The sequence below is a fragment of the Pseudoxanthomonas mexicana genome, from assembly GCF_046736355.1.
GTDB classification, from domain to species: domain Bacteria; phylum Pseudomonadota; class Gammaproteobacteria; order Xanthomonadales; family Xanthomonadaceae; genus Pseudoxanthomonas_A; species Pseudoxanthomonas_A mexicana_B.
On the sequence record NZ_CP157201.1, the window covers coordinates 330,968 to 356,019 of the forward strand.

Here is a 25,052-nt window from a genome sequence, read left to right on the forward strand (position 1 = left end):
GGCGGATCAGGACTCCAGCAGGTGCTGGATGCGTTCGAGGTTGATGTTCAACTGCCGGTGGCGATCCGGATTGGCCTGGCACAGCAGCACGAACAGGAAGTCCAGCAGCGATTGCAGCGAGGAGCGGTACAGCAGCTGCGCCACGTGCGGCGCCGGGTCGTGCGCGGAGATCACCAGCGCGGCGTCGGCGTGCGCGCGCAGCGCGTTGGCGGTGTGGCGGGTGATCGAGATGACCTTGCCCTCGCAGGCCTGGAACTGCCGGCTGATCTGCGAAAGCTCGGGCAGCCTGCCGAACTCGGAGAACATCAGCAGCACGTCGCCCGGGCGCGCCGCCGACAGGTTGGCCATCATCAGGATCGGATCGGCGTGGTGCACGGTCAGCAGGCCCAGCAGCGACAGCCGCATCGCGAACTCGCGCGCGAACAGCCCGTCGTCGCCCAGGCCGCAGACGAACACCTTGCCGGCGCGGTCGATCAGCTCGACGATGGGCTCGATGTGCTCGCGCGGGTTGAGCAGGCGGGTCTCCTCCTCGGCGGCGGCCTTGCTGCGGCGCAGGTCGTCCTGCAGGCGCGCGTAGGCGTCCTGCGCGGCGCTGTCGCCGCCGTCGCGCGGCTGCGGCTGGCCGTTGCCGTTGCGGGCGATCGCCTCGCCGATGGAGTACTTCAGGTCCGGATAACCCTTGAAGCCGAACTTCTGGCTGAACTTGACCACGCTGGACTGGCTGATGCCGAGCGCGCTGGCCAGCTGCTGCGAGGAATAGTCGCGCAGCAGGTGCGCGTTCTCGAGGATGAAGTCGGCGATGCGGCGCTCGATGGCCGACATCTGGTCGCGTTCGGAGCGGATTTTCACCAGGGGCGGCATGGGCCGATCTTCGTCTCCGGGCAGGGGCGATGGCAATGGCTCGTGGTTGCGGCCGCTGCGGACCGGCGGCCGCCGCGCGCTCATTCCGGCAGCAGCTCCAGGCCGCGGATCTCGCGGATGCCCAGGCCCGGCGCGTCGGTGATCGAGATCTCCGACTCGTCGAAGATGACCCCGCCCTCGACCGGGTTGAACTGGCACAGCGACGGCCCGTCCAGGTCGACCTTGGTGATCACGCCGGACTTGGCCACCGCCAGGTGCACGGCGGCGGCGACGCTGATGCTGGTCTCGATCATGCAGCCGATCATGCAGTCCACGCCGTACAGCGCGGCGATGTCGGCGATGCGCACGGCGTTGGAGAGGCCGCCGGTCTTCATCAGCTTGATGTTGATGATGTCGGCCGCGCGCATCTTGATGAGGTCGATGACCTCGGTCGGGCCGAACACGCTCTCGTCGGCCATCACCGGCGTGTGCACGCGGTCGGTGACGTACTTCAGGCCGTCGATGTCGCGCGCCTTGACCGGCTGCTCCAGCAGCTCCAGCACCACCCCGGCGTCCTCCAGGTGCTGCATCGCGAACACCGCCTGCTTGGCGGTCCAGCCCTGGTTGGCGTCCAGCCGCAGCAGCGCGCGTCCCTCTACCGCCGAGTAGATCGCCTTGACCCGCTCGATGTCCAGGCCAATGTCCTTGCCCACCTTGATCTTCAGCGACTCGAAGCCGCGCTCGACCGCGCTGATCGAGTCGGCGACCATCTTGTCGATGTAGTCCACGCTGATGGTGATGTCGGTGGTGATCACCGGATCGCCGCCGCCGAGCATCTTGTACAGCGGCGCGCCGTAGAGCTGCGCCCACAGGTCGTAGACGGCGATCTCCACCGCCGCCTTGGCGCTGGTGTTGCGCTCCAGCGCGGTCTGGATCAGGTCGGTGATGCGGTTGAGGTTGGCGATGTCCTGGCCGATCAGGCGCGGGCGGATGAAGCGGCGGATCGCCTCTGCGATCGAGCCGTGGGTGTCGCCGGTGATGACCGCGGTGGCCGGCGCCTCGCCGTAGCCGACATGGCCGCTGTCAGTATGCACGATGACGACGATGTCCTCGACGGTGTCGACGGTGCGCAGCGCGGTCTTGAACGGCGTCTTCAGCGGCACGCGCAGCATGCCGAGCTGGATGTCGGTGATCTTCATGGGGGTCAGGGCCTGATGCGCTGGATGCTGGTGATGCGATCGATGTAGGTCTGGGTGTCGTTGAACATCATCGGATCCAGCGGGGTGACCGACACGCCGTTGAGGCCGGCGCGCACGCGCTGCCCGTCGGCGCCGCGCCAGCTGCCGCCGCTGGTGTCGTGGATCACCCAGCCCATGCCGTCCTCGTGGCCGATCACCATCATCACGTGGCCGGGGATGTAGACCAGGTCGCCGACCTGCAGGTCGCGGACGACGGCGCTGCGCCTGCGCGCATCGTCGCCCTCGGAGAAGGCGATGCGGTTGAGCGCGGGGCTGACCGCCTGGTCGCGGGTGTTGCGCGGCAGCAGCACGCCGAAGCTGCGGTAGATCTCGGAGACGAAGCCGCTGCAGTCGCGTGCGTCGTAGCCGTGGCCCCAGCCGTAGCGCTCGCCGAGGAACTTGAAGCTCTGCCGCAGCAGGTTGGCCGCGGTCAGCGGCAGGTAGTCCGGCGCCACGTCGGCGCTGCGCGGCAGCAGCGCCGGCGCGAACGCCAGCCGGCCGGCGTCGTCGCGCACCGGCAGCTCGATTACGTGCGAGGCGTGCGGATGCTGGCCGTTGACCGGCTGCGCCGGCGGCCAGTCGGCCCGCAGCGGCACGCGCACGCCCATGTCCAGCTGCAGTTGCGAGACCTGCGGCCGCTCGCGCGTGTGGTTGGTGCGCACGGTCGCGCCGGTGACGATCAGGTAGGGCGACTTGCGGCCGTAGCCGAACACCTCGGCCTTGTCGCCGAGGGCGACGTGGCGCTGCTCGATCCAGGCGGTGTAGCGCTCGCTGGCGACGAACCACCACTGGCCGTCGGCGCTGGCGTGCAGCACGGCGACCGCGTCGCCCGGGAACAGCGCCGATTCCTGGAAGCGGTCGATGTCGGTCTCGCCCTGCGTGCTGAACGCGCGCAGGGAGGTGGGGAACGTGCGCAGGTCGGCGCGGTGCACGACCAGCCCGTGGCGCACGGCCTGCTGCGCCGGCACCGCGTCCAGCGCGAGGTTGGCCTGAATGCGCGACAGCGCATCGGCCGGGATGGCCGCGCCGCTCTCGTCGTACAGCGCGCGCGCAGGGGGCGCCGACAAAGATTCGATTTCCTTGCGGATCTGCGCGCCGGGCATCCGCGCCGGCAGCGCCTCGATGTCGCGCAGCGACGGATCGCGCTGGCGCATCGCCGCGTTCTGCGCGGCGATCGCGGCGCGGTCGAGGATGACCTTGTCCGGCTGGCGCTGCCGTGCGATCCAGTGCGACGGCTGCAACTGCACGGCTTCGAGGCCGATGACGCCGGTGCCGGTGTCGTGCGTTGGCGGCGGCGCGCGATAGGCCAGTGCGGGGACGGCCAGGCAGAACAGGAACACGGCCAGCAGCGGCCGGTGGTACGCGGCGGCGCGGGCCGCACGCGGATTGACGGGTGGATACGGCTTCATCTTGTCCCTGTCCGTTATCCGCCGGTCCGGCGGCATTAGGAATACTTACTTCTTATCTTGAAAAACACAAGAATAAATTATTGACCCCCGTCTCCGGCCGTGCTACACAGCCTTTCACCAGTCGGACGGGGCCGTGAACGACGTGGAAACCAGTGGGGGCCAGCATCGCAATCGCCAGCCAGCCGGCCGTGCGCGCACGGCATGGGCGCGGCGTGGACTTGCGCGCGCCGGCGTGATGGTACTCCTGATGGCGTCCGCCCTGGCCGCCGCGGAGCCGATCGACGCGACGCTGTCGCAGGTGATCGCCGACGTCGACGCCGGCCGCTTCGCGCAGGCCGAGCGCCGCATCGCCTCCGCGCTGGCCGCCTCGCCGGGACAAAGCGGCACGCACGATGCGCTGCGCTTCGAGCGCGAGCGCATGCGGCGGATGCGCCTGGATTTCCCGCTCGACCGCGCGCAGGCGCTGGCGCGGTTGCGCGCGCAGGTGCCCGACGCCAGCGAGGCGGAGTTCGATGCCTGGGACGCGGCCGGCCTGATCGAGCACCTGGACATCGACGGCCAGCGCCGCTACTTCGCCCGCTCGGTCTCCAACCTGTTCCGGCTCAGCCCGCAGGCGGCCGCGCGCCGCGCCTCGCCGCGTCCTTTCAGCGAAGGCCCGTACGAGCGACTGCATCCGCACCACCGCGAAGTGGTCGAGGCCGCGCACGCCAGCGGTTCCACCAGCGTGGCGCCACGGCGCGTGCGCATCACCCAGTCGCTGACGGTCAAGGCCGATGCGGTGCCGGCGGGCGAGACGATCCGCGCGTGGATTCCCTACCCGCGCCAGATCCCGGGCCAGCAGGAGGACATCGCGCTGATCGCCAGCACGCCGGCTGGCGCGCAGGTGGCGCCGGCATCCGCATTGCAGCGCACCGCCTACCTGGAACGCGCCGCGCAGGCCGGCCAGCCGACCCGCTTCGACGTCACCTACGAGCTGACGATCTACGCGCGCCGCTTCGACATCGATCCGGACAAGGTGGTGCCGGCGCGGATCACGCCCGAGCTGGCGCCGTTCGTCGAACCGCGCGCGCCGCACGTGGTGTTCACGCCGGCGCTGCGGCGCTTCTCCGAGCGCGTGGTCGGCGACGAGCGCAATCCCTACCGCATCGCGCAGAAACTGTTCGCCGCGGTCGACGACATCCCGTGGGCGGGCGCGCGCGAGTACTCGACGATCTCCAACATCAGCGACTACGCGCTGCACGCCGGCCACGCCGACTGCGGCCAGCAGACCCTGCTGCTGATCGCGCTGCTGCGGCTCAACGGCATCCCGGCGCGCTGGCAGTCCGGCTGGGTGTACTCGGACGAGGACGTCGGCTACGACAACATGCACGACTGGGGCTGGCTGTACCTGGCGCCCTACGGCTGGGTGCCGATGGACGTCACCACCGGCCTGCTCGACGGCGGCGATCCGGCGCTGCGCGGGTTCTACCTCGGCGGGTTGGATGCGTACCGCATCGCCTTCAACGACGACTATTCGCGCGACTTCGTCCCGGCCAAGCGGCACTTCCGCTCCGAGACGGTCGATCTGCAGCGAGGGGAAGCGGAGTGGAGCGGCGGCAACCTCTACTTCGATCAATGGGGTTACGACTTCGAATGGAAGATGCTGCCGGTCAAGGGCAGCGGACAGCGGTATCCGGCGCAACCAACACCAGACATCTAGCAGGAGAGAGCGGGGATGAAAGGCAAGACTATTCGCAAAGCGGCATTGTGCCTGGCATTGGGTGCGTGTCTGGGGACGATGGCGCCGATGGCGTTCGCGCAGAGCGTCACCGGCGCGGTCGCGGGCCGCGCCAACGCGGGCGACCAGATCACCATCACCAACACCGCGACCGGCGCCAGCCGCACGGTCACGGTCGGCGCGGACGGCAGCTATCGCCTGACCCAGCTGCCGGTGGGCGACTACAGCCTGCAGGTCAAGCGCGAAGGCTCCGAAGTGGGCAGCCCGCTCGCGGTCAGCGTGGCGCTGGGCGGCACCACCACGGTGAACCTGGGCAGCGAAGGCAACCTGGTGAACCTGGATGCCGTGCAGGTGATCGGTTCGCGCGTGGTCAACCGCGTGGACGTGCGATCCACCGAGTCGGCGACCAACATCACGCGCGAGGAGATCGCGCGCCTGCCGGTGGCGCAGAGCCTGAGCTCGGTCGCGCTGCTGGCGCCGGGCGTGGTCGGTGGCAATGCCAGCTTCGGCGGCATCTCCTTCGGTGGTTCTTCGATCGCGGAGAACTCGATCTTCATCAACGGACTGAACGTCACCGACTTCTACCGGCGGCACAGCTTCTCGACCGCGCCGTTCGCGTTCTTCCGGGAGTTCCAGGTCAAGACCGGCGGCTACTCGGTCGAGTTCGGCCGCAGCACCGGCGGCGTGATCAACGCGGTGACCCGCTCGGGCAGCAACGAATTCCAGGGGGGCGTGGAAGTCACCTTCGAACCGAATGCCTGGCGTTCCTCCTTCGAGGACCGCTACTACGCCGATGGCACCACCAATGTCCGCGGCAGCCACGACCGCAACAGCTTCACCAAGACCAACGTCTGGGCCTCCGGCCCGGTCATCGAGGATCGGCTGTTCCTGTTCGCGATGTACGAGCACCGCGACAGCAACTCCGGCTATACCAATTCCGCCGGCAGCAACTGGACCGACAGCAGATCCGACAACGGCTTCTGGGGCGCCAAGCTGGACTGGAACATCACGGAGAACCACTCGCTGGAGCTGACCGCCTTCTCCGACGAAGGCGACGTCGACAACAGCCAGTATTCCTACAACTTCGACACCGCCACCCGGGGCAGCGCGGCGCCCACCGAATCCACCTCCTCCAGCGGCGGCGAGAGCGGATCGATCGCCTACACCGGCCACTTCGGCGAGAACTTCACCGCCAAGGCCCTGTACGGCATCAATCGCAGCAGCAGCTTCGTGCGCTCGCCGGTGGACGGTCCGTGCAGCTGGGTGACCTACAACAACGCCTCCTACGGTGCGGTCTACCGCGGCATGGGCAGTCCGACGCTCGGCTGCCATCCGGGTTCCAACGTGGTCTCGCACGAGGACGAGCGCAAGGCCAAGCGCCTGGACTTCGAATGGGCGCTGGGCAACCATCTGCTGCGCTTCGGCTGGGATCACGAGCTGATGACCACCGACCGGGTCACCTTCTACCCGGGCGATGGCAAGCAGTACACGGCCTACGGCCGCACCAGCGCGACCCAGGTGCTGGACAACGGCACGCCGCTGCCCGCCGGCGTCAATGCCTTCCTGATGGCGCGCGAGCGCGCCGACGGCGGCGTGTTCGACATCGAGGCCAGCGCCTGGTACCTGGAGGACGTCTGGAGCATCACGCCGAACCTGCTGCTGAACCTCGGCCTGCGCATGGACACCTTCGACAACAAGACCGCCGCCGGCGACAGCTTCATCAAGCTGGACAAGCTGGTGTCGCCGCGGTTCGGGTTCTCGTGGGACATGAAGGGCGACGGCAGCACCAAGCTGTTCGGCAACCTGGGCCGCTACTACATGCCGGTCACCAGCATCATCAGCTACAACTTCGCCGGCGGCCTGCTCGACGAGCGCAGCTTCTACGTGCTGGACGGCTGGCGGCAGGAGACCAACCCGGTGACCGGCGCGCCCTACATGGCGCCGATCATCGGCGCGCAGATCGGCCCGGTGGACGATCAGTTCAACATCAGCGTGCGCGACTACCGCCAGAGCGTGGACGACGACCTCGACGCGGTCTACCAGGACGAGGCCATCCTCGGCTTCCAGACCATGATCAACCAGGCCTGGTCGTGGGGCGTCAACGCCACTTACCGGCGCATGCCCAACGCGATGGACGACATCCGCATCAACGCCCTGTGCGGCGTGCGCCATGCCGCCTTGTGGCCGATCGCCAACCCGGGCGAGGAGCTGACCCTGTGGGGCACCACCGCGATGGGCTGCGCCCAGGACGGTTGGGTCACCATCGACACCTCCAAGGAGGGCTACATCACCGTCGGCAGCAACCGCATCATCGGCTATTCCAAGCCCAAGCGGACCTACAAGGCGCTGGAATTCCAGATCGACCGCGCCTGGGACGACAAGTGGGCGTTCAATGCGTCGTACCTGTGGTCCAGGTCGGAGGGCAACCACGAAGGCCCGGTCAACTCCGACACCAACTACGGCGACACCGGCATGGTCCAGCACTGGGATCACCCGGCCAACAACGAACGCTACGGCGATCTGTTCAACGACCATCGCCACCAGATCAAGCTGCGCGGCAGCTACAAGCTCAACGAGATGTGGACCTTCGGCGGCACGTTGACGGCGCTGTCCGGCGGCCCGATCACCGCCTTCGGCGTCACCTGGCCGGACGAGGACTTCGCCGTGGCCAGCTATACCAGCGAAGGCAGCGGCGGCGGCACCGGCTGGCTGTGCGTGCAGAACTGCTCGGGCATCAATCCCGCGACCAACCAGCCTTACCGCTACACGGACCGCGTCTACGAATATTCCCCGCGCGGCGCGTTCGGCCGCATGCCGTGGATCTACAACCTGGGCGCCAACGTCACCTGGACGCTGCCGGTCGACGGCATCGACCTGAAGGCCCGCCTGTCGGTCTACAACCTGCTCAACGAACAGGAAGTGATCAACGTGCGTGCGCGCTACGAGTCCAATCCGGGTGTCGTACGTTCCACCTTCGGCACCGGCACCCGCTGGCAGTCGCCGCGCTATGCGCAGCTGGTGGTGACCTGGAACTTCTGATCCCGATGGCTCCGGCTGTCCACCCCGCGGTGGACAGCCTTTCGGGGTGCAATTCGGGGCGCAATGCAATGGACGTGGACGAGATGCGCAAGACCGGGATCCGGCAACCGCAGAAGACCTGTTTCTCCCTCCCGGCCCGCCTGCTTTCGGTGGGCCTGTTTTTTGTCGCCGGCCTGGCGGGCGCGGCCCCGCCCTTCGATGCCGCCTTCGACGCGACGCTCGAACGCTACGCCTTGCCCGGCCTGGCGGTCGGCGTCATCGAGGATGGCGAGATCGTCTACCGCCGCACGGCGGGCGAACTGGAAGCCGGCGGCGGGCAGGCCATCGACGCCGACACGCTGTTCAAGATCGCCTCCAACAGCAAGGCGATGACCGCCGCGGTGCTGGCGCGGCTGGTCGATGCCGGCAAGCTGAAGTGGGACGATCCGGTGATCAGGCACCTGCCGGACTTCCGCATGTACGACCCGTGGGTCACGCAGCACATGCAGGTGCGGGATCTGCTGATCCACAACAGCGGCCTGGGGCTGGGCGCCGGCGATCTGATGCTGTGGCCCGAGCCCAACCGCTTCACCCGCGCCGACATCATCGCCGGGCTGGCGCACCTGAAGCCGACCCACAGCTTCCGCTCGCACTATGCCTACGACAACCTGCTCTACGTGGTCGCCGGCGAAGTCGCGGCGGCGGCCGGCGGCGCGCCGTATGACACGCTGGTCAGGCGCGAACTGTTCGAGCCGCTGGGCATGGCGCGCTGCCAGGTCGGCCAGTGGAACCGCAGGCAAGTCGGCAACGTCGCCCAGCCGCACGCGCGCACCGCGGCCGGCAACAAGGTGATCCGCGAGGACGGCGACGTCGTGCCCGACATCACCTCGATGGCGGCCGGCGGGATCCGGTGCGGCCTGGACGACATGCTGACCTGGATCGGCGCCTGGCTGGATCCGCGGCGCTATCCGGGCTGGCTGTCGGAAGTGCAGCGGCGCGCGGCGTGGACCGCGCACATGCCGATGCCGGTGAGCCGGCGCATGCGTGAGTGGGACGACACGCATTTCTCCGCCTACGGCTACGGCTGGCGGCTGTCCGACGTGGACGGGCAGTGGAAGGTTGCGCATACCGGCACCCTGGCCGGCATGTACTCGTCGGTGATCCTGCTGCCGGATCGCAAGGTCGGCATCGTCATCCTGATCAACGGCGAGGGCGAGGCCGCGCGCACCGCGCTGGGACAGGCGCTGACCAAGCACTACACCCGGCCCGGCGACGCCACGCAGACGGTGGCCCGCCATGCCGACGCGCTGGCGGCCGAGCGCGCCGAGGTCGTGGCCAGCCGCGAACTCATCGACACGCGCGGCCGCCGCCCGGCCAGCGCGCGCGAGATGCGGGACTGGCTGGGCCGCTACCGGGATCCGTGGTTCGGCGAGGTGGACATCTGCGGCGGTGGCGATCGGGTCACCTTCGCCGCGGCGCGCTCGCCGATGCTGACCGGCCGGGTGATGCGGGTCGGCGAGCGCTGGCTGGTCGACTGGCACGAGGACAGCGTCGATGCGGAAGCCTGGCTGGCGTTTTTCGCGGGGCCGCCCGTCGGCCTGAAGCTGTCGCACGTGGATCCGGACGCGGATTTCAGCTACGACTACCAGGATCTCGATTTCCAGCGCGTGGGCGATTGCAGGTGAACGATGGCGCAGGCTGCGGAAGTGAGTGCGGCGACGATGGATAGAAGGCTGCGTCGCGCCATCGTGCGCGGCTGGCTGGGCATGTCGCTGGCCTGCCTGGCCACTGTCGTCGCGGCCGCGTCCGTCGTCGTGTCCCCGGCCACCACGTTCGCGCAGACCGATCTGGTCGATGCCACCGGCTATGTGCCGGACGCGATCTTCGACATCCGCTACGCCGGCCCACACAACTTCACCGGCGCACCCGTCGACGGCTACCGTGCGCCGAAGTGCTACCTGCTGCGACCGGCCGCCGAGGCGCTGGCCCGGGTCGCCGCCGATCTGCGCGGGGAAGGACTGCGGCTGATCGTCTACGACTGCTACCGGCCGGCGCGTGCGGTCGCCGCCTTCGTGCGTTGGGCGCGCGATCCCGATCAGCGCAGCAAGGCCGACTACTACCCCAACCTGGACAAGCCTCGACTGCTGGACGGCTACATCGCCGAGACTTCCGGCCACAGCCGCGGCGCCACCGTGGACCTGTCGCTGGCGCGCTGCGACGGCGAGGCCTGCGCGCCGCTCGACATGGGCACCGGCTTCGATCATTTCGACACCCTGGCCAACACCGCCGACCCGCGCATCGTCGGCGCGCCGCGCGAGCACCGCCAGCAGTTGCTGCGCGCGATGGCGCGGCACGGCTTCGCCAACCATCCGCTGGAATGGTGGCACTACACCCTGAAACCCGAACCCGCCCCACGCACCGCCTACGACATCCCCATCGAATGAATCCTCCCCTCTCCCTGCGCCCGCCGCATCGCGCCGACGTGGCGGTGATTGGCTGCGGCATCGTCGGCCTGTCGGTGGCCTTCCACCTGCGCCGGCGCGGACTGTCGTGCCTGCTGATCGACGCCAAGGGGCCCGCCGGCGAGACCTCGTTCGGCAACGCCGGATCGATCTCCATCGGCAACCTGCTGCCGCAGTCCACGCCCGGCATCGCGTGGAAGGCGCTGCGGATGCTGGCCGATCCGCTGGCCCCGCTGAAGCTGGACTGGGGCGCCAGCCGCGGCTACGCGGGCTGGCTGCTGCGGTTCCTGCGCGAGGGCCGGCGCGAGCGGGTGATGCCGATCATCGAGGCGCTGCACGCGATCAACACCGCCGCGCGCGCGGCCTGGCTGGAACTGGGCGAGGCCATCGGCGCGCAGGAGCTGATCGCGCACACCGGCTACCTGCACGTCTACAGCGAGGAGGCCACGTTCGCGGGTGGGCAGTGGGAGCGCGAGCTGATGCGCGAGCGCGGCGTGGCCTTCGACGTGCTGGACGGCGCGCAGCTGCGCGATCTGGAACCGGGCATCGGCCCGGGTTTCCAGCGCGCGGTGTTCCAGCGCGATTCGCTGGCGATGCGCGATCCGGGCGAGTTCTGCCGGCGGTTGTTCAACGACCTGAGTGCGCGCGGCGCGCAGGTGCTGATCGCCGGGGTCGAGGCGATCGAGCGGCGCGGCACCGACTACCGGCTGCGCACCAGCGCCGGCGAGGCCCAGGTCGGCCAGGTGGTGGTCGCCGCCGGCGCGTGGAGCAACCGGCTGCTGCGGCCGTTCGGCGTGCGCTTGCCGGTGATCCCGGCGCGCGGCTACCACCTGATGTATCCGCAGCACCAGGAGGTGGTGCGGCGGCCGACGCTGTGGGCCGAGCGCTACATGGTGGTCTCGCCGATGCGGCAGGGCATCCGCATGACCAGCATCAAGGAGCTGACCGGGCTCGACCGGGATCCGCGCTATGCGCTGATCCGCCGGCTGGATCCGCAGGCGCGCGCGCTGTTTCCCGCGCTGTCCGGCGAGCCCGACGCCGAGTGGGCCGGCAACCGCCCGTGCACGCCGGACTCGCTGCCGATCCTCGACCGCGTGGCCGGCGAGAACCTCTACATCGCCACCGGCCACGGCCACCTGGGACTGACCCAGGGGCCGATCAGCGGGCGGCTGATCGACCGGATGATGGCCGGCGAGGCGACCGATATCGCGATGGCGCCCTACCGGCTGGATCGCTTCGCCTGACCAGCCGCGGTGGGAGCGACGTGAGTCGCGACGGATTGCCGGAGGACTCTGTCGCGACTCACGTCGCTCCCACGTGCTTGGCGGATGCCACGACGCGCGGCGATCACGCGCCGCCGGCGAACCCCATCTGCCGCCATGCCTCGAACACCACCACCGCCACGCTGTTGGACAGGTTGAGGCTGCGGTTGTCCGGGCGCATCGGCAGGCGCAGGCGTTGCGGTTCGGGCAGGGCGTCGAGCACCTGCTGCGGCAGGCCGCGGGTTTCCGGGCCGAACAGGAAGGCGTCGCCGGGCCGGTAGCGCGGCTGGTCGTAGCGCTGGCGGCCGCGCGTGCTCAGTGCGAACAGGCGGCGCGGCGCGATGGCCGCCAGCGCGGCATCGAGGTCGGGATGCACGCGCAGGGTGGCGTACTCGTGGTAGTCCAGGCCGGCGCGGCGCAGCTGCCTGTCCTCCAGCTCGAAGCCGAGCGGCTGGATCAGGTGCAGGCGCGCGCCGGTGTTGGCGCAGAGGCGGATGACATTGCCGGTATTCGGGGGAATTTCCGGCTGGTACAGCAGGACGTCGATATCCGGCGAGTCGCTCATCGCGCGCATTCTACGCGGCGCGGAAGGCGCTCGATGCAGCGGGGACGTCGTGGCGTTTGCTACCGGCCGCAGCCGGCCTTGCATCGGGGAAACCGGTCAAGCGTTGCAGCGTGGAGCGAGGTTTCCTCAACGCGAGGCCAACTGGGCGGCCAGCGCGCCGGCCTGCCGGGCGACGTGCTGCATGTCCTGCACCGACGGGCGCACGGTGACGGCCGGCAGGTCGGTGATGTGGGCGGTGTGGCGCGACAGGTAGGCGGCCAGGTCGTCGGATTCCGGGTGCACGGTCACCGTGGCCAGGTCGACCGTCTTGACGTCGCGATAGGCCAGGTAGTGGGCCAGATCGTCGGCGTCGGGCCGCACGCTGACCGTGGGCAGGGTGACGATGCGGTCGGCGGCGACCGTGGCGGCGGGGGTGGCCGGGGCGATGTTGTCGCTGGACTGGCTGGCAGAGACGAACATGGCACCGGCGCACAGCGCGAACAGGGCGGCGGCGGACAGCGGGAGCAGGGTCTGGGTGTTCATTGTCATGCCTCTGTAGTGATGTTGTTGTGTGGTGTGGTAGTAAGGTAGTACACCTAATCAGAAGGATCAAGCAGAACCTTTCGTTCCGGGTCTTTTGTTCAGGCTTCAGTCAGCTTTTGGCGGGCGGGTTCTGCTTTCGGTTCACTGACGCATAAGGCGTGCCAACAGCAAGCGAATGATTTTCATGGGCTTTATGGGTGAGCCTTGGTGTCCGCAGTCCGGACGGATGTCCACCGGGCGGACCCTCCGCTGCCCTGCCGTCCGGCTGGATCCGGCCGGGTGTGCATTGCGGCCATGCACGGATTACAGGACGCCTGTTCCTGTATGGATGTGACCGGGGGCATTCTGGTTGCAACCTCCTGGCGGAAATTGCCGGGGTGCCGCAGCGGGGTGGTTCACTGCCGGATAGGCCGTTCAAAAAGACACGGGGCGGCAGGATCTTTTGATGGGTTTTCGGATGTCGATGCGGTGCCGTCCCTGCAAGGATTCACGGGTCCCTTCTCCCGCTTGCGGGAGAAGGTGGCGCGCAGCGCCGGATGAGGGCGCTCCGCGCCTGCGGCGCGCTTCCGACACGGCGGGAGAAGGAGATCCGGCCGCAGGCGTCCCATGCCGTCCGCAGATTTCCAAGTCGCCTACCAGGGCAGCGGCTGGCCCTGCCGGTCGAGGAAGCAACCGCTGTCCTGCGGCTGCAGGCCGGCGATCACCGCCAGCAGCGAGTGCGCCGATTCCCGCGCGCTCAACGGTGCTTTCTCGCCGCCCATGTCGGTGCGCACCCAGCCCGGGTGCAGCGCCACCACGACGATGCCGCGTTCGGCCAAGGCCCGCGCCAGCAGCGCGGTGGCCATGTTCTGCGCGGCCTTGCCGATGGCGTAGCTGGGCGTGCGGAACTCGCGCACGCCGGCGATCGAGCCGATCTCCGAGGAGATGTTGGCGACCGTCGCGCCGTCGGCCAGCCGCGGTGCCAGCGCCTGGGTCAGCAGGAACGGTCCCATCGCGTTGGTGCGCAGGCTGGTTTCCAGATCCGCCGGCTGGACCTGGCCGAAGCGCTCGCCGCCGCGCAGCACGCCGGCGTTGTTGATCAGCAGGTCCAGCGGGGCATCGCCGACCAGCGCCAGTTCGCGCGCCAGTTCGTGGTGGCTGCGCGGCTCGGCCAGGTCCAGCGGCAGCACGTGCAGCCGGCCGGGGTGTTCGGCGGCCAGGGTGTTCAGCGCGTGGGCCTTGCCGGGCTGGCGGCAGGCGGCGACGACGCGGCGGCCTTCGGCCAGCAGCGCTTCGGTGAAGGCCAGGCCGAGGCCGCGGTTGGCCCCGGTGACCAGGCAGTGCCGGTATTCCATCGCGCTCTCCCGCTGCGCCGGGCCGCGCCCGTGCCTTGTGGCCTAGTGTAATGACCCCGGGGCGCGGTTAGCATCGGGCGCTGGCCCGTCGCCATCCCATATACAAGGAGTCCTCCGGATGACCGTATTCCGCCCCCGCGCCGCGCTGCTCGCCGTCGCGCTGTCCGCCGCCCTCGGCGGCTTCTCCAGTTGGCCGCAGCCGCTGCTGGCGCAGGCGCCGGCGGCCGCGGACATCGAGATCCCGTACCAGGAGTTCACCCTGCCCAACGGCCTGCGCGTGATCGTGCACACCGATCGCAAGGCGCCGATCGTCGCGGTCAACCTGTGGTACCACGTCGGCAGCAAGAACGAGACGCCGGGGCGCACCGGCTTCGCCCACCTGTTCGAGCACCTGATGTTCCAGGGCAGCGAGAACCACGACGGCGAGTTCTTCGCCCCGTTCGAGCTGGTCGGCGTCACCGACCAGAACGGCACCACCAACCAGGACCGCACCAACTACTTCCAGAACGTGCCGACCACCGCGCTGGACATGGCGCTGTGGATGGAGTCCGACCGCATGGGTCACCTGCTCGGCGCGATCGACCAGAAGGCGCTGGACGAGCAGCGCGGCGTGGTGCAGAACGAGAAGCGCCAGGGCGAGAACCAGCCCTACGGCCGCCGCATCACCGCGCGCATGTTCGAGGCGCTGTACCCGGCCGGGCATCCGTACAGCTGGCAGACCATCGGCTCGATGGCCGATCTGGACGCGGCCACGCTGGACGACGTCAAGACCTGGTTCCGCAGCTGGTACGGCCCCAACAACGCGGTGCTGGTGCTGGCCGGCGACATCGACCTGAAGACCGCCAAGGAGAAGGTCACCCGCTACTTCGGCGACATTCCCGCCAGCGCCACGCTGGCGGACATGAAGACCAACATCCCCAGGCGCACCCAGGACACCCGCGAGATCATCCCCGACCGCGTGCCGCAGGTGCGCGTCTACCGCGCCTGGCCGGTGGCCGAGATGGGCACCGACGACGCCACCCTGCTGGACCTGTTCGCGCAAGTGCTGGGCGGCAGCGCCGCCTCGCGCTTCGACACCCGCCTGGTGCACGGCGACAAGATCGCCGACCAGGCCAGCGCCTACGGCTGGAGCAGCGAGATCAGCGGCACCTTCTTCCTGGTCGCCACGGCCAAGGAAGGCGTGGATCCGGCCAAGGTCGAGCAGGCAATGGACGAGGAACTGCGCCGCCTGATCGCCGAGGGCCCGACCGCCGAGGAACTGGAGCGCGCCAAGGTCAGCGCGCGCGCCGGCTTCGTGCGCGGCATCGAGCGCATCGGCGGCTTCGGCGGCAAGTCGGACGTGCTGGCCTCGTGCGCCGTCTACCAGGGCAAGCCGGACTGCTACAAGGACGAGCTCGAGGTGCTGGTCAACGCCACGCCGGCGCAGGTACAGGCGGCGGCGAAGAAGTGGCTGGGCGTCGGTTCGCACACCATCCTGGTCCAGCCCAGCCAGACCCCGGCCTCGGCGCTGCCCGAGACGGTGTTCGCCGCGCCGGCCACCGCGCCTGCGGCGCTGCCGAAGGTCGACCCGAAGTTCAGGACGGTCAGGACCGACGTGGACCGCAGCCAGGGCGTGCCGAAGACCACCCGGTTCCCGGACCTGAAGTTCCCGGCCGTGCAGCGCGCGACCCTGTCCAACGGCATGGAGGTGGCGCTGGCCGAGCGCCACGAAACGCCGGTGGTGCAGATCAACATCGAGTTCCCCGGCGGCTATTCGGCCGACGTGGGCCGCAAGCTCGGCACCGCCAGCTTCGCCATGCAGATGCTGGACGAGGGCGCAGGCCAGTACGGCGCGCTGGCGCTGGGCGCGCGCAAGGAGGCGCTGGGCCTGGAGCTGAACACCGGCGCGGGCCTGGACCAGGCCACGGTGTCGGTGTCGGCGCTGAGCGACAAGCTGGCGCCGTCGCTGGACCTGCTGGCCGACGTGCTGCGCCGCCCGACCTTCGACCCGGCCGAGATCGAGCGCGTGCGCGCGACCTGGCTGGCCGGCATCAAGCAGGAGAAGGCGCGTCCGCAGACCGCCGCGCTGCGCATCCTGCCGCCGCTGCTGTACGGCGAAGGGCATCCGTACGCCATCCCGTTCACCGGCTCGGGCACCGAGGCCTCGATCGCCTCGCTGACCCGCGACGATCTGGTCGCCTTCCACCGCGACTGGCTGCAACCGGACAAGGCGCGCATCACCGTCGTCGGCGCCACCACCCTGGCCGAGATCGTGCCGCTGCTGGAGGCCCGCCTCGGCGACTGGAAGGCGCATGCCGGCGCGCCGAAGCTGCCGGCGGTCTCCAACGTGGCCCTGCCCGCGGCGCAGCGCGTGTTCCTGATCGACCAGCCCGGCGCGATCCAGTCCAACCTCTACGTCGCCCAGCTGGCGCCGCCGACCGGCGACGCCGGCACGATCGACTTCGACTTCGCCAACGGCGTGCTCGGCGGCCAGTTCAGCTCGCGCCTGAACATGAACCTGCGCGAGCAGAAGCACTGGGCCTATGGCTCCTACAGCAGCGCGCGCAACGCCAAGGGCCAGCGCCCGTGGTGGGCGTCGGCGGCCGTGCAGAGCGATCGCACCGCCGACTCGATGAAGGAACTGCAAAGCGAGATCGGCCGCTTCGCGACCGGCCAGGCCCCGGCCAGCGCCGAGGAGATCGCCAAGATCCGCGCCGCCAACACGCTGGAGCTGCCTGGCGCCTACGAGACCGCCTCGGCGGTGCTGGGCCAGATCGTCTCCAACCAGCGCTATAGCCGGCCGGACGACTACATTGTCCAGTACAAGGCCCGCAACGAGGCGATCGGTCCGGCCGACGTCGCCAGGGCCGCGGCCACGCTGGCGCCGGCTTCGCTGACCTGGGTGGTGGTCGGCGACTTGGCCAAGATCGGCCCGGAGGTGCGCGCGCTGAACTACGGCGAGGTCGTCGTGCTCGACGCCGACGGCAAGCCGGTGGCGGGCAAGTAAGCGCCGCTCGCCGGCCCGGCCGTCGCGGGACGTCCCGCGACGGCCGGGCCGGCGAGCGGCGCGGGTATCGCCGGCGTTCCTTCTTCCGCGCCGGTCCGGCATCCTGTTTACCCGCAGGTTCATTCCCGCTGTTCCATATTCCTTACGCCTTTCCCCGGATGCTTCCCATGCGCCTGATCGTCCTTTCCGCTGTCCTGCTCGCCCTGACCGGCTGCACCTGGGTCTCGCTGGCCCCGGACGCCAGGGCGGTGCGGGTGATCCCCGCCGGCGCCGCGCCGGCCGGCTGCGCCAAGCAGGGCGAGGTGTCGGTCTCGGTCAAGCACAGCGTGGCCTTCTACGAGCGCAACGCCCTGCGCGTGCGCGACGAACTGGAAACCCTGGCCCGCAACGAGGCGCCGGGCATCAGCGCCAACACCCTGCAGCCCTTGGGCGAGCCGGCCAACGGCGCGCAGCGCTTCGCCGCCTACCGGTGTCCGGTCCGATGAAATCGTGATGGATTTCACATAAATCCGGCCATCTCATCCCGTGCGCAATACCTCACCGCATCGTAAAGGTGCGGTGAAGACCGGAAGCCGGTAACCTTGTCGCCCCCTTCGCCTGAGCCCTGGCGCTAATTCGATGCTTTTCAAGAACGTCTCCATCGCGGGACTGGCGCACGTCGACGCGCCGCATACGCTGACCTCGCGGGAAATCAACGAACGGCTCAAGCCCACGCTGCAACGCCTGGGCATCCGCACCGACGTGCTCGGCGACATCGCCGGCATCCACGAGCGCCGCATGTGGGACGACGATCAGCAGGCTTCCGACGTGGCCACGATCGCCGCGCGCAAGGCGCTGGAAGACGCCGGCGTACCGGCCGAGAAGATCGGCCTGCTGGTCAACACCTCGGTCAGCCGCGACTACCTGGAGCCGTCCACCGCCTCCATCGTCTCGGGCAACCTGGGCCTGGGCGAGCACTGCCAGAACTTCGACGTCGCCAATGCCTGCCTGGCCTTCATCAACGGCATGGACATCGCCGCGCGCATGCTCGAGCGCGGCGAGATCGATTACGCGCTGGTGGTCGATGGCGAGACCGCCAACCTGGTCTACGAGAAGACCCTGGAACGGATGAGCGCGCCGGACGTGACCGAGCAGCAGTTCCGCGACGAAATGGCCGCCCTGACCCTGGGCTGCGGCGCCGCGGCGATGGTCCTGGCCCGCAGCGATCTCGCCCCGGACGCGCCCCGCTACAAGGGCGGCGTGACCCGCTCGGCCACCGAATTCAACCAGCTGTGCCGCGGCAACCTGGACCGCATGGTCACCGACACCCGGCTGCTGCTGATCGAGGGCATCAAGCTGGCCACCAAGACCTTCGCCGCGGCCCGGCAGGCCCTGGGCTGGGCGGTGGACGAACTGGATCAGTTCGTGATCCACCAGGTCAGCCGCCCGCACACCCAGGCCTTCATCAAGTCGCTGGGCGTGGATCCGAAGAAGGTGCTGACCATCTTCGCCGAACACGGCAACATCGGCCCGGCCAGCGTGCCGATTGTGCTGAGCAAGCTCAAGGAGCTGGGCCGCTTGAAGAAGGGCGACCGCATCGCCCTGCTGGGCATCGGCTCGGGATTGAACTGCTCGATGGCCGAGGTGGTGTGGTAGGACGACACGCAACGCGTATATTTTTTGCAAAAAAATATACACGTAAGCGACAACGTGTATAAGATTGGTCCCTTCTCTCGACACAAGACGAGGGGCTATGTCGCTTCCCACATTGCAGGTGCTCGATCCGTTGCGCTTCGAGCGCGCGGACATCCTCAAGCGCCTGAACGTGGCCAGTCGCGCCCTGGCCGAACTCAAGGGCGTTGCGGCCAGCATCCCCAACCAGAACATCCTGATCAGCACGCTGACCCTGCAGGAAGCGCGGGACAGTTCGGCCATAGAGAACATCGTCACCACCCAGGACGATCTGTACCGGGAAGAAGAAGCCAGCGAGGCTGCCGGCACGGCGGTCAAGGAAGTGCTGCGCTACCGGCAAGGGCTGCAGACCGGCTTTGCCCGGGTCCGTGATTCGGGCTTGCTCACGCTCAACACGATCCTGGAGATCCAGCAGCAGCTCGAATGCAACCGCGCCGGCTTCCGCAAGCTGCCCGGCACCGCCTTGCGCGACGGTGCCGGTCGCCTGGTATACGAGCCGCCACAGGACGCGAACGAGGTGCTGCGACTGATGGGCGAACTGGAGCGCTTCATCCACGACGAGCCGCCGTTCGGGGTCGACCCGCTGGTGAAGATGGCGTTGATCCACCACCAGTTCGAGAGCATCCATCCCTTCTACGACGGCAATGGCCGCACCGGGCGGATCCTCAACGTGCTGTACCTGGTCAAGGAACGGTTGATCGACATCCCGGTGCTCTACCTCAGCCGCCACATTGTCCGCACCAAGCCGGACTACTACCGGCTGCTGCAGGCGGTGCGCGAAAACGATGCCTGGGAAGACTGGGTGCTCTACATGCTCGATGCCGTCGCCACGACCGCCGGCGAAACCATTGGCACCATCCAGGCCATCAAGGACCTGCTGCAGCGGACCAAGCAACGCGTGCGCGATGGTTACAGGTTCTACAGCCAGGATCTGATCAACAACCTGTTCAACCATCCCTATACGCGGGTGGAGTTCCTGCAGAACGACCTGGGCGTTTCTCGCCTGACGGCGACCCGCTACCTCGATGCCCTGGCCGGTGACGGCGTGCTCGACAAGATCCGGGTCGGCCGCAACAACTACTACGTCAACCGTCCGCTGTTCGATCTCCTACGCCGGGGCGAGCCGTGAAGATTGCCGCCGGGAAGGCCGCCGGCCGCAAGCCTCCGGACTGGGCACCGATGCCGAGCGTGTGGCTTTCCTGTTCCAGCGCCAGGCGCTGACCTCGCTGCCGCCGCAGGACAAACCAGGCGGGTGCGCAAACCCGGGCAGGTCGAGTGTCGGGTCGCAACCCGGGTGCGGGTGGTAGCGCGCCTGGCAGAGCATGCAGACGCATGCCGGGACTGCGCAGGCGGGCCACGGTGCCATCGGTGGCCGCTGGCCTACAATGCGCGGTTTCCGCGATACGTGTGCCCGTGATGCAGTTCCCCGGTTACCCCTTCACTCCCCGCCGCTTCGAGGCGCGCCCCGGCATCTCGATGTCCTACCTCGACGAGGGCCCGCGCGACGGCGAGGTGGTGGTGATGCTGCACGGCAATCCGTCGTGGAGCTACTACTGGCGCAGGCTGGTGTCCGGGCTGTCGGATCGCTACCGCTGCATCGTGCCGGACCACGTCGGCATGGGGCTGTCGGACAAGCCGGACGACAGGCCCAGCGCTTCGCCGCGCTACGACTACACGCTGCGCTCGCGGGTGGACGACCTGGAGGCGCTGCTGCGCCATGCCGGCGTGGACGACGCCACGCCGGTGACGCTGGCGGTGCACGACTGGGGCGGGATGATCGGCTTCGGCTGGGCGCTGGCGCACGCGGCGCAGGTCAGGCAGCTGGTGATCACCAACACCGCAGCGTTCCCGATGCCGGCGGCCAAGCCGATGCCGTGGCAGATCGCGCTGGGACGCGACTACTTCGTCGGCGAACTGGTCATCCGCGGCTTCAACGCGTTTTCCGCCGGCGCCTCGTACCTGGGCGTGGAGAAGAAGATGCCCGCCGACGTGCGCCGCGCCTACGTGGCGCCCTACGACTCGTGGAAGAACCGCATCTCCACCATCCGCTTCATGCAGGACATCCCGCTGGGGCCGAAGGACGCGGCGTGGCCGCTGCTGGAGGCGGCCGGCAGGGCGTTGCCGTCGTTCGCCGATCGTCCGGCCTTCATCGGCTGGGGCCTGAAGGACTTCGTGTTCGACCGCCACTTCCTGGAAGGCTTCCGCGCGGCGTTGCCGCGGGCGCAGGTGCAGGCCTTCGAGGACGCCGGCCACTACGTGCTGGAGGACAAGGCGGACGTGCTGGTGCCGGCGATCCGCGCGTTCCTGGACGCGCATCCGCTGGAAGGCTGATCGATCGCCGCCGGCGTCAGGCCGCGATCGGCGGCAGCGTCGGCGTGTTCGGGCTGTTGCCGCTGTCGTCGGGATGATCGTCGTCATCGTTGGCGGCGTCGTCGCGCCAGCGCCAGTCGGCCAGGGTGAGTGGCGCCAGGCCGTGGGCGATGCGCGCCTTGTCGCACTGCGCGCTGGCCTGGCCGTATTCCCATGACGCATCCACCTCACGGCATGCGCTCGGCCGGTTCGGATGGATGCTGCAGCGCGAGCGCACGCCGATCTCGGCATCCAGGGCCGCGCAGCGGACCGGTTCGGAGTAGGTGCCGCGCATGCACAGCCGGTGCGCGTCCAGCGGCTCGGTCAGCGCGGACGGAACGCCTCCCTCGGTGAACGCATCCGATTCCATCCAGTGGAAGGCGACGCGGTATTGCGTGCAGCAGGCACCGCAGGTCAGGCAGGGATGCATCATGGCAGGCCGGGCCTTGCGCGGCAGGGTCGGGAAAGAGGTGCGGAATTCTGCCCGAATCGCATCGCCGGACAAGCCCCGGAGCGCATCCGGTTCAGGCGCGGGCGGCGGAAGCGTGCGCCGGCATGCAGCGTGCCATGCCGCCAGGCGGAACCGGCCGGCCGGTCTTCGCCGCGCATCGGCGATAATCGCCGCATGACCTCGCCCTGCAACATCGCCGCCAGCCTGCCGCGGCTGGCGCGCGAGCGGCCCGACCAGGTGGCGCTGCGCTGCCCCGGTCGCGGCGGCCGCTACGACACCGCCCTGACCTATGCGCAACTGGATGCGCGCAGCGACGCCATCGCCGCCGGACTGGCGCGCCAGGGCATCGGCCGCGGCGTGCGCACGGTGGTGATGGTGCGGCCCTCGCCGGAATTCTTCCTGCTGATGTTCGCCCTGTTCAAGGCCGGCGCGGTGCCGGTGCTGGTCGATCCCGGCATCGACCGGCGCGCGCTGCGGCAATGCCTGGACGAGGCGCAGCCGGAGGCCTTCATCGGCATCCCGCTGGCGCAGCTCGCGCGCCTGCTGCTGGGCTGGGCGCGCGGCGCGCGGCGCATCGTCACCGCCGGCCCGCGGCTGGGCTGGGGCGGGGCGACGCTGGCGCAGGTGGAACGCGACGGCGCCGGCAGCGGCCCGCAACTGGCGGCCACCGCGCCGGACGAGGTCGCCGCGATCCTGTTCACCAGCGGCTCGACCGGCGTGCCCAAGGGCGTGGTCTACCGCCATCGCCATTTCGTCGCCCAGATCGAGCTGCTGCGCGAGGCGTTCGGGATGGAGGCCGGCGGCGTGGACCTGCCGACCTTCCCGCCGTTCGCGCTGTTCGATCCGGCGCTGGGGCTGACCAGCATCATCCCGGACATGGATCCGACCCGCCCGGCCAGCGCCGATCCGCGCAAGCTGCACGCGGCCATCGCGCGCTTCGGCGTGACCCAGCTGTTCGGCTCGCCGGCGCTGATGAAGGTGCTGGCCGACTACGGCCAGCCGCTGCCCACCGTCCGCCGGGTGACCTCGGCCGGCGCGCCGGTGCCGCCGGAGGTAGTGGCGAAGATGCGCGGGCTGCTGCCGGACGACGCGCAGTTCTGGACCCCGTACGGCGCCACCGAATGCCTGCCGGTGGCGGTGATCGAGGGCCGCGAGCTGCAGGCCACGCGCATGGCCACCGAGGCCGGCGCCGGCACCTGCGTCGGCCGTCCGGTGCCGCCCAACCAGGTACGCATCATCGCCATCGACGATGCGGCCATCGCCGATTGGTCGCAGGCGCGCGAACTGCCGGCCGGGCAGGTCGGCGAGATCACGGTGGCCGGCCCGACCGCCACCGACAGCTACTTCAACCGCGAGGCGGCCACGCGCACGGCCAAGATCCGCGAGGCGCTGCCCGGCGGCGGCGAACGCGTCGTCCACCGGATGGGCGATGCCGGCTACTTCGACGCCGATGGCCGGCTGTGGTTCTGCGGGCGCAAGACCCAGCGCGTGGAAACCACCGACGGCCCGCTCCATACCGAGCAGGTCGAGCCGGTGTTCAACGTCCATCCGCAGGTGCGGCGCACCGCGCTGGTCGGCGTCGGCGCGGCGGGCGCGCAGACACCAGTGCTGTGCGTGGAACTGGCGGCCGGCGTCGCGGCCGGCGAGTTCGCGCGCATCGAGGCCGAACTGCGCGCGCTGGGCGCGAGCCACCCGCATACGGCGCGCATCGGCACTTTCCTGCCGCATCCCGCCTTCCCGGTGGACATCCGCCACAACGCCAAGATCGGCCGCGAGAAACTGGCGGCCTGGGCGCGGGAGCGCGTGGGTGGATGAGCGCGGCCTGCCCCGTTCCCCGCCCACCTGTCAGCGGGGGCGGGGCACATTTTCTTTTCCGAAGAGCATGGGAACATCGCGATGAAGATCCTGGTCACCGGCGGCGGCGGCTTCCTCGGGCAGGCGCTGTGCCGCGGGCTGGTCGAGCGCGGCCACCACGTCATCAGCTTCAACCGCGGGCACTACCCGGTGTTGCAGAAACTCGGCGTGGGCCAGGTGCAGGGCGATCTGGCCGATGCGCACGCGGTGATGCACGCGGCCGACGGCGTCGAGGCGATCTTCCACAACGCCGCCAAGGCCGGCGCATGGGGCAGCTACCGCAGCTACCACCAGGCCAACGTGGTCGGCACCGGGAACGTGCTGGCCGCCTGCCGCGCGCATGGCATCGGCAGGCTGATCCATACCTCCACGCCCAGCGTCACCCATCGCGCCACCCAGCCGGTCGAGGGACTGGGCGCGCACGAGGTGCCGTATGGCGAGGACTTCCTGGCGCCGTACGCCGCCACCAAGACGATCGCCGAGAAGGCGGTGCTGGCCGCCAACGACGCGACCCTGGCGACGGTGGCGCTGCGCCCGCGCCTGATCTGGGGACCGGGCGACCCGCAGATCCTGCCGCGGCTGGTCGAGCGCGCGCGCAGCGGGCGGCTGCGCATCGTCGGCAGCGGCGACAACCTGGTCGACACCACCTTCATCGACAACGCCGCGCTGGCGCATTTCGACGCCTTCGAGCACCTGCGGCCGGGCGCGGCCTGCGCAGGCCGCGCCTATTTCATCTCCAACGGCGAGCCCAGGCCGATGCGCGAGGTGCTCAACGCGCTGCTCGATACCGCCGGCGCGCCGCGGGTGGAGAAGACGCTGTCGTTCAAGGCCGCCTACCGCATCGGCCGGGCCTGCGAGGTGCTGTGGAAAGTGCTGCCGCTGAAGGGCGATCCGCCGATGACGCGCTTCCTGGCCGAGCAGCTCAGCACCGCGCACTGGTACGACATGGGACCGGCACGGCGCGATTTCGGCTACGTGCCGATGGTGTCCTTTGACGAGGGCATCATCAAGCTGAAGCAATCGCTGCAACGCGCCTGATTCATCACTCCGCCGCGACAGCGCGGCGGCCACGATGCGGCCATGCCAATCCGGCAGACATTCCGTGGGAGAGCACCATGCTGCATTACGCCGTCGTCTTCTTCGTCATCGCCCTGATTGCCGCCGTGCTCGGCTTCACCGGCATCGCCGGCGCGGCCAGCAACATCGCCTGGATCCTGTTCGTCGTGTTCGTGATCCTGGCCATCGTCTCGCTGCTGCGCGGCCGCCGGGTCTGACGCTTCTCCACCGCGCCGCACCCGCCACGCCCAAGACACCCGCCTGCCTGCGCCGGCGGGTGTTTTCGTGTCCGTGCAGGGGTGGAACGGTAGAATGCGC

At 69.4% G+C, this 25,052-nt stretch carries 20 protein-coding genes; 13 read left to right on the plus strand and 7 right to left on the minus strand.

The window, feature by feature from the left end; translation table 11 throughout:
• Window positions 1-6 precede the first annotated feature (6 nt).
• From AAG688_RS01415 to AAG688_RS01425, 3 genes are all read right to left on the minus strand, one after another.
• Window positions 7-861: a MurR/RpiR family transcriptional regulator gene (locus AAG688_RS01415; RefSeq protein ID WP_411833589.1), complete on the minus strand. Its 855-nt coding sequence runs from the start codon at window positions 859-861 to the stop codon at window positions 7-9.
• A gap of 80 nt (window positions 862-941) precedes the next feature.
• The gene (locus AAG688_RS01420) at window positions 942-2,039 is read right to left on the minus strand and encodes a dipeptide epimerase (RefSeq protein ID WP_411833590.1); all 1,098 of its coding nucleotides are present in this window, start codon (window positions 2,037-2,039) and stop codon (window positions 942-944) included.
• A gap of 5 nt (window positions 2,040-2,044) precedes the next feature.
• Window positions 2,045-3,487, minus strand: coding sequence for an SH3 domain-containing protein (locus tag AAG688_RS01425; protein WP_411833591.1), 1,443 nt, complete (start codon window positions 3,485-3,487; stop codon window positions 2,045-2,047).
• A gap of 247 nt (window positions 3,488-3,734) precedes the next feature.
• Here AAG688_RS01425 and AAG688_RS01430 point away from each other — a divergent pair, with 247 nt between their 5' ends.
• From AAG688_RS01430 to AAG688_RS01450, 5 genes are all read left to right on the plus strand, one after another.
• The gene (locus AAG688_RS01430; protein ID WP_411833592.1) at window positions 3,735-5,186 is read left to right on the plus strand and encodes a transglutaminase-like domain-containing protein; all 1,452 of its coding nucleotides are present in this window, start codon (window positions 3,735-3,737) and stop codon (window positions 5,184-5,186) included.
• Between the two features lie 15 nt (window positions 5,187-5,201).
• On the plus strand, window positions 5,202-8,243 hold the full coding sequence (locus tag AAG688_RS01435; RefSeq protein ID WP_411833593.1) for a carboxypeptidase regulatory-like domain-containing protein: 3,042 nt from the start codon (window positions 5,202-5,204) through the stop codon (window positions 8,241-8,243).
• Window positions 8,244-8,326: 83 nt separating this feature from the next.
• Window positions 8,327-9,907, plus strand: a complete 1,581-nt coding sequence (locus tag AAG688_RS01440) for a serine hydrolase (RefSeq protein ID WP_411834907.1) — start codon at window positions 8,327-8,329, stop codon at window positions 9,905-9,907.
• Window positions 9,908-9,943: 36 nt separating this feature from the next.
• Window positions 9,944-10,666: a M15 family metallopeptidase gene (locus AAG688_RS01445; RefSeq protein ID WP_411833594.1), complete on the plus strand. Its 723-nt coding sequence runs from the start codon at window positions 9,944-9,946 to the stop codon at window positions 10,664-10,666.
• Window positions 10,663-11,928, plus strand: a complete 1,266-nt coding sequence (locus tag AAG688_RS01450; RefSeq protein ID WP_411833595.1) for an NAD(P)/FAD-dependent oxidoreductase — start codon at window positions 10,663-10,665, stop codon at window positions 11,926-11,928. The genes AAG688_RS01445 and AAG688_RS01450 overlap by 4 nt, the downstream gene beginning before the upstream one ends.
• A 103-nt stretch (window positions 11,929-12,031) precedes the next feature.
• On the opposite strand, the gene AAG688_RS01455 is transcribed toward AAG688_RS01450, so the two are convergent.
• The 3 genes from AAG688_RS01455 to AAG688_RS01465 form a co-directional block, all read right to left on the minus strand.
• A complete protein-coding gene (locus AAG688_RS01455; RefSeq protein ID WP_411833596.1) occupies window positions 12,032-12,511 on the minus strand; it encodes a tRNA (cytidine(34)-2'-O)-methyltransferase in 480 nt (159 codons plus the stop codon).
• Window positions 12,512-12,637: 126 nt separating this feature from the next.
• Entirely contained in the window at window positions 12,638-13,033 is a 396-nt protein-coding gene (locus AAG688_RS01460) for a hypothetical protein (protein ID WP_411833598.1), read from the minus strand.
• A 632-nt stretch (window positions 13,034-13,665) separates the two neighbouring features.
• The gene (locus tag AAG688_RS01465) at window positions 13,666-14,367 is read right to left on the minus strand and encodes an SDR family oxidoreductase (RefSeq protein WP_411833599.1); all 702 of its coding nucleotides are present in this window, start codon (window positions 14,365-14,367) and stop codon (window positions 13,666-13,668) included.
• 118 nt (window positions 14,368-14,485) lie between these two features.
• On the opposite strand from AAG688_RS01465, the gene AAG688_RS01470 reads away from it, so the two are divergent.
• The 5 genes from AAG688_RS01470 to AAG688_RS01490 all read left to right on the plus strand — a co-directional run bounded on the left by AAG688_RS01470 (window position 14,486) and on the right by AAG688_RS01490 (window position 21,355).
• On the plus strand, window positions 14,486-17,353 hold the full coding sequence (locus tag AAG688_RS01470) for a M16 family metallopeptidase (protein WP_411833600.1): 2,868 nt from the start codon (window positions 14,486-14,488) through the stop codon (window positions 17,351-17,353).
• A 167-nt stretch (window positions 17,354-17,520) separates the two neighbouring features.
• Complete coding sequence (locus tag AAG688_RS01475) at window positions 17,521-17,838, plus strand: DUF4156 domain-containing protein (RefSeq protein WP_411833601.1); 318 nt, start codon at window positions 17,521-17,523, stop codon at window positions 17,836-17,838.
• 133 nt (window positions 17,839-17,971) lie between these two features.
• Window positions 17,972-18,988 (plus strand): 3-oxoacyl-ACP synthase III, encoded by a 1,017-nt coding sequence (locus tag AAG688_RS01480; RefSeq protein WP_411833602.1) that lies wholly within the window; start codon window positions 17,972-17,974, stop codon window positions 18,986-18,988.
• A 97-nt stretch (window positions 18,989-19,085) separates the two neighbouring features.
• On the plus strand, window positions 19,086-20,153 hold the full coding sequence (locus tag AAG688_RS01485; protein ID WP_411833603.1) for a Fic family protein: 1,068 nt from the start codon (window positions 19,086-19,088) through the stop codon (window positions 20,151-20,153).
• A 287-nt stretch (window positions 20,154-20,440) separates the two neighbouring features.
• Window positions 20,441-21,355 carry an alpha/beta fold hydrolase gene (locus tag AAG688_RS01490; RefSeq protein ID WP_411834908.1) on the plus strand — a complete coding sequence of 305 codons (915 nt, stop codon included), beginning with the start codon at window positions 20,441-20,443 and terminating at the stop codon, window positions 21,353-21,355.
• 16 nt (window positions 21,356-21,371) lie between these two features.
• Here AAG688_RS01490 and AAG688_RS01495 read toward each other — a convergent pair whose 3' ends face one another.
• Entirely contained in the window at window positions 21,372-21,806 is a 435-nt protein-coding gene (locus tag AAG688_RS01495; RefSeq protein WP_411833604.1) for a YkgJ family cysteine cluster protein, read from the minus strand.
• A gap of 192 nt (window positions 21,807-21,998) precedes the next feature.
• Between AAG688_RS01495 and oleC the strand changes: the two genes are divergently transcribed.
• From oleC to AAG688_RS01510, 3 genes are all read left to right on the plus strand, one after another.
• The gene (oleC, locus tag AAG688_RS01500; RefSeq protein WP_411833605.1) at window positions 21,999-23,639 is read left to right on the plus strand and encodes an olefin beta-lactone synthetase; all 1,641 of its coding nucleotides are present in this window, start codon (window positions 21,999-22,001) and stop codon (window positions 23,637-23,639) included.
• 81 nt (window positions 23,640-23,720) lie between these two features.
• Entirely contained in the window at window positions 23,721-24,716 is a 996-nt protein-coding gene (gene oleD, locus AAG688_RS01505) for a 2-alkyl-3-oxoalkanoate reductase (RefSeq protein ID WP_411833606.1), read from the plus strand.
• Window positions 24,717-24,793: 77 nt separating this feature from the next.
• Entirely contained in the window at window positions 24,794-24,952 is a 159-nt protein-coding gene (locus tag AAG688_RS01510) for a DUF1328 domain-containing protein (RefSeq protein WP_411833607.1), read from the plus strand.
• Window positions 24,953-25,052: the final 100 nt, after the last annotated feature.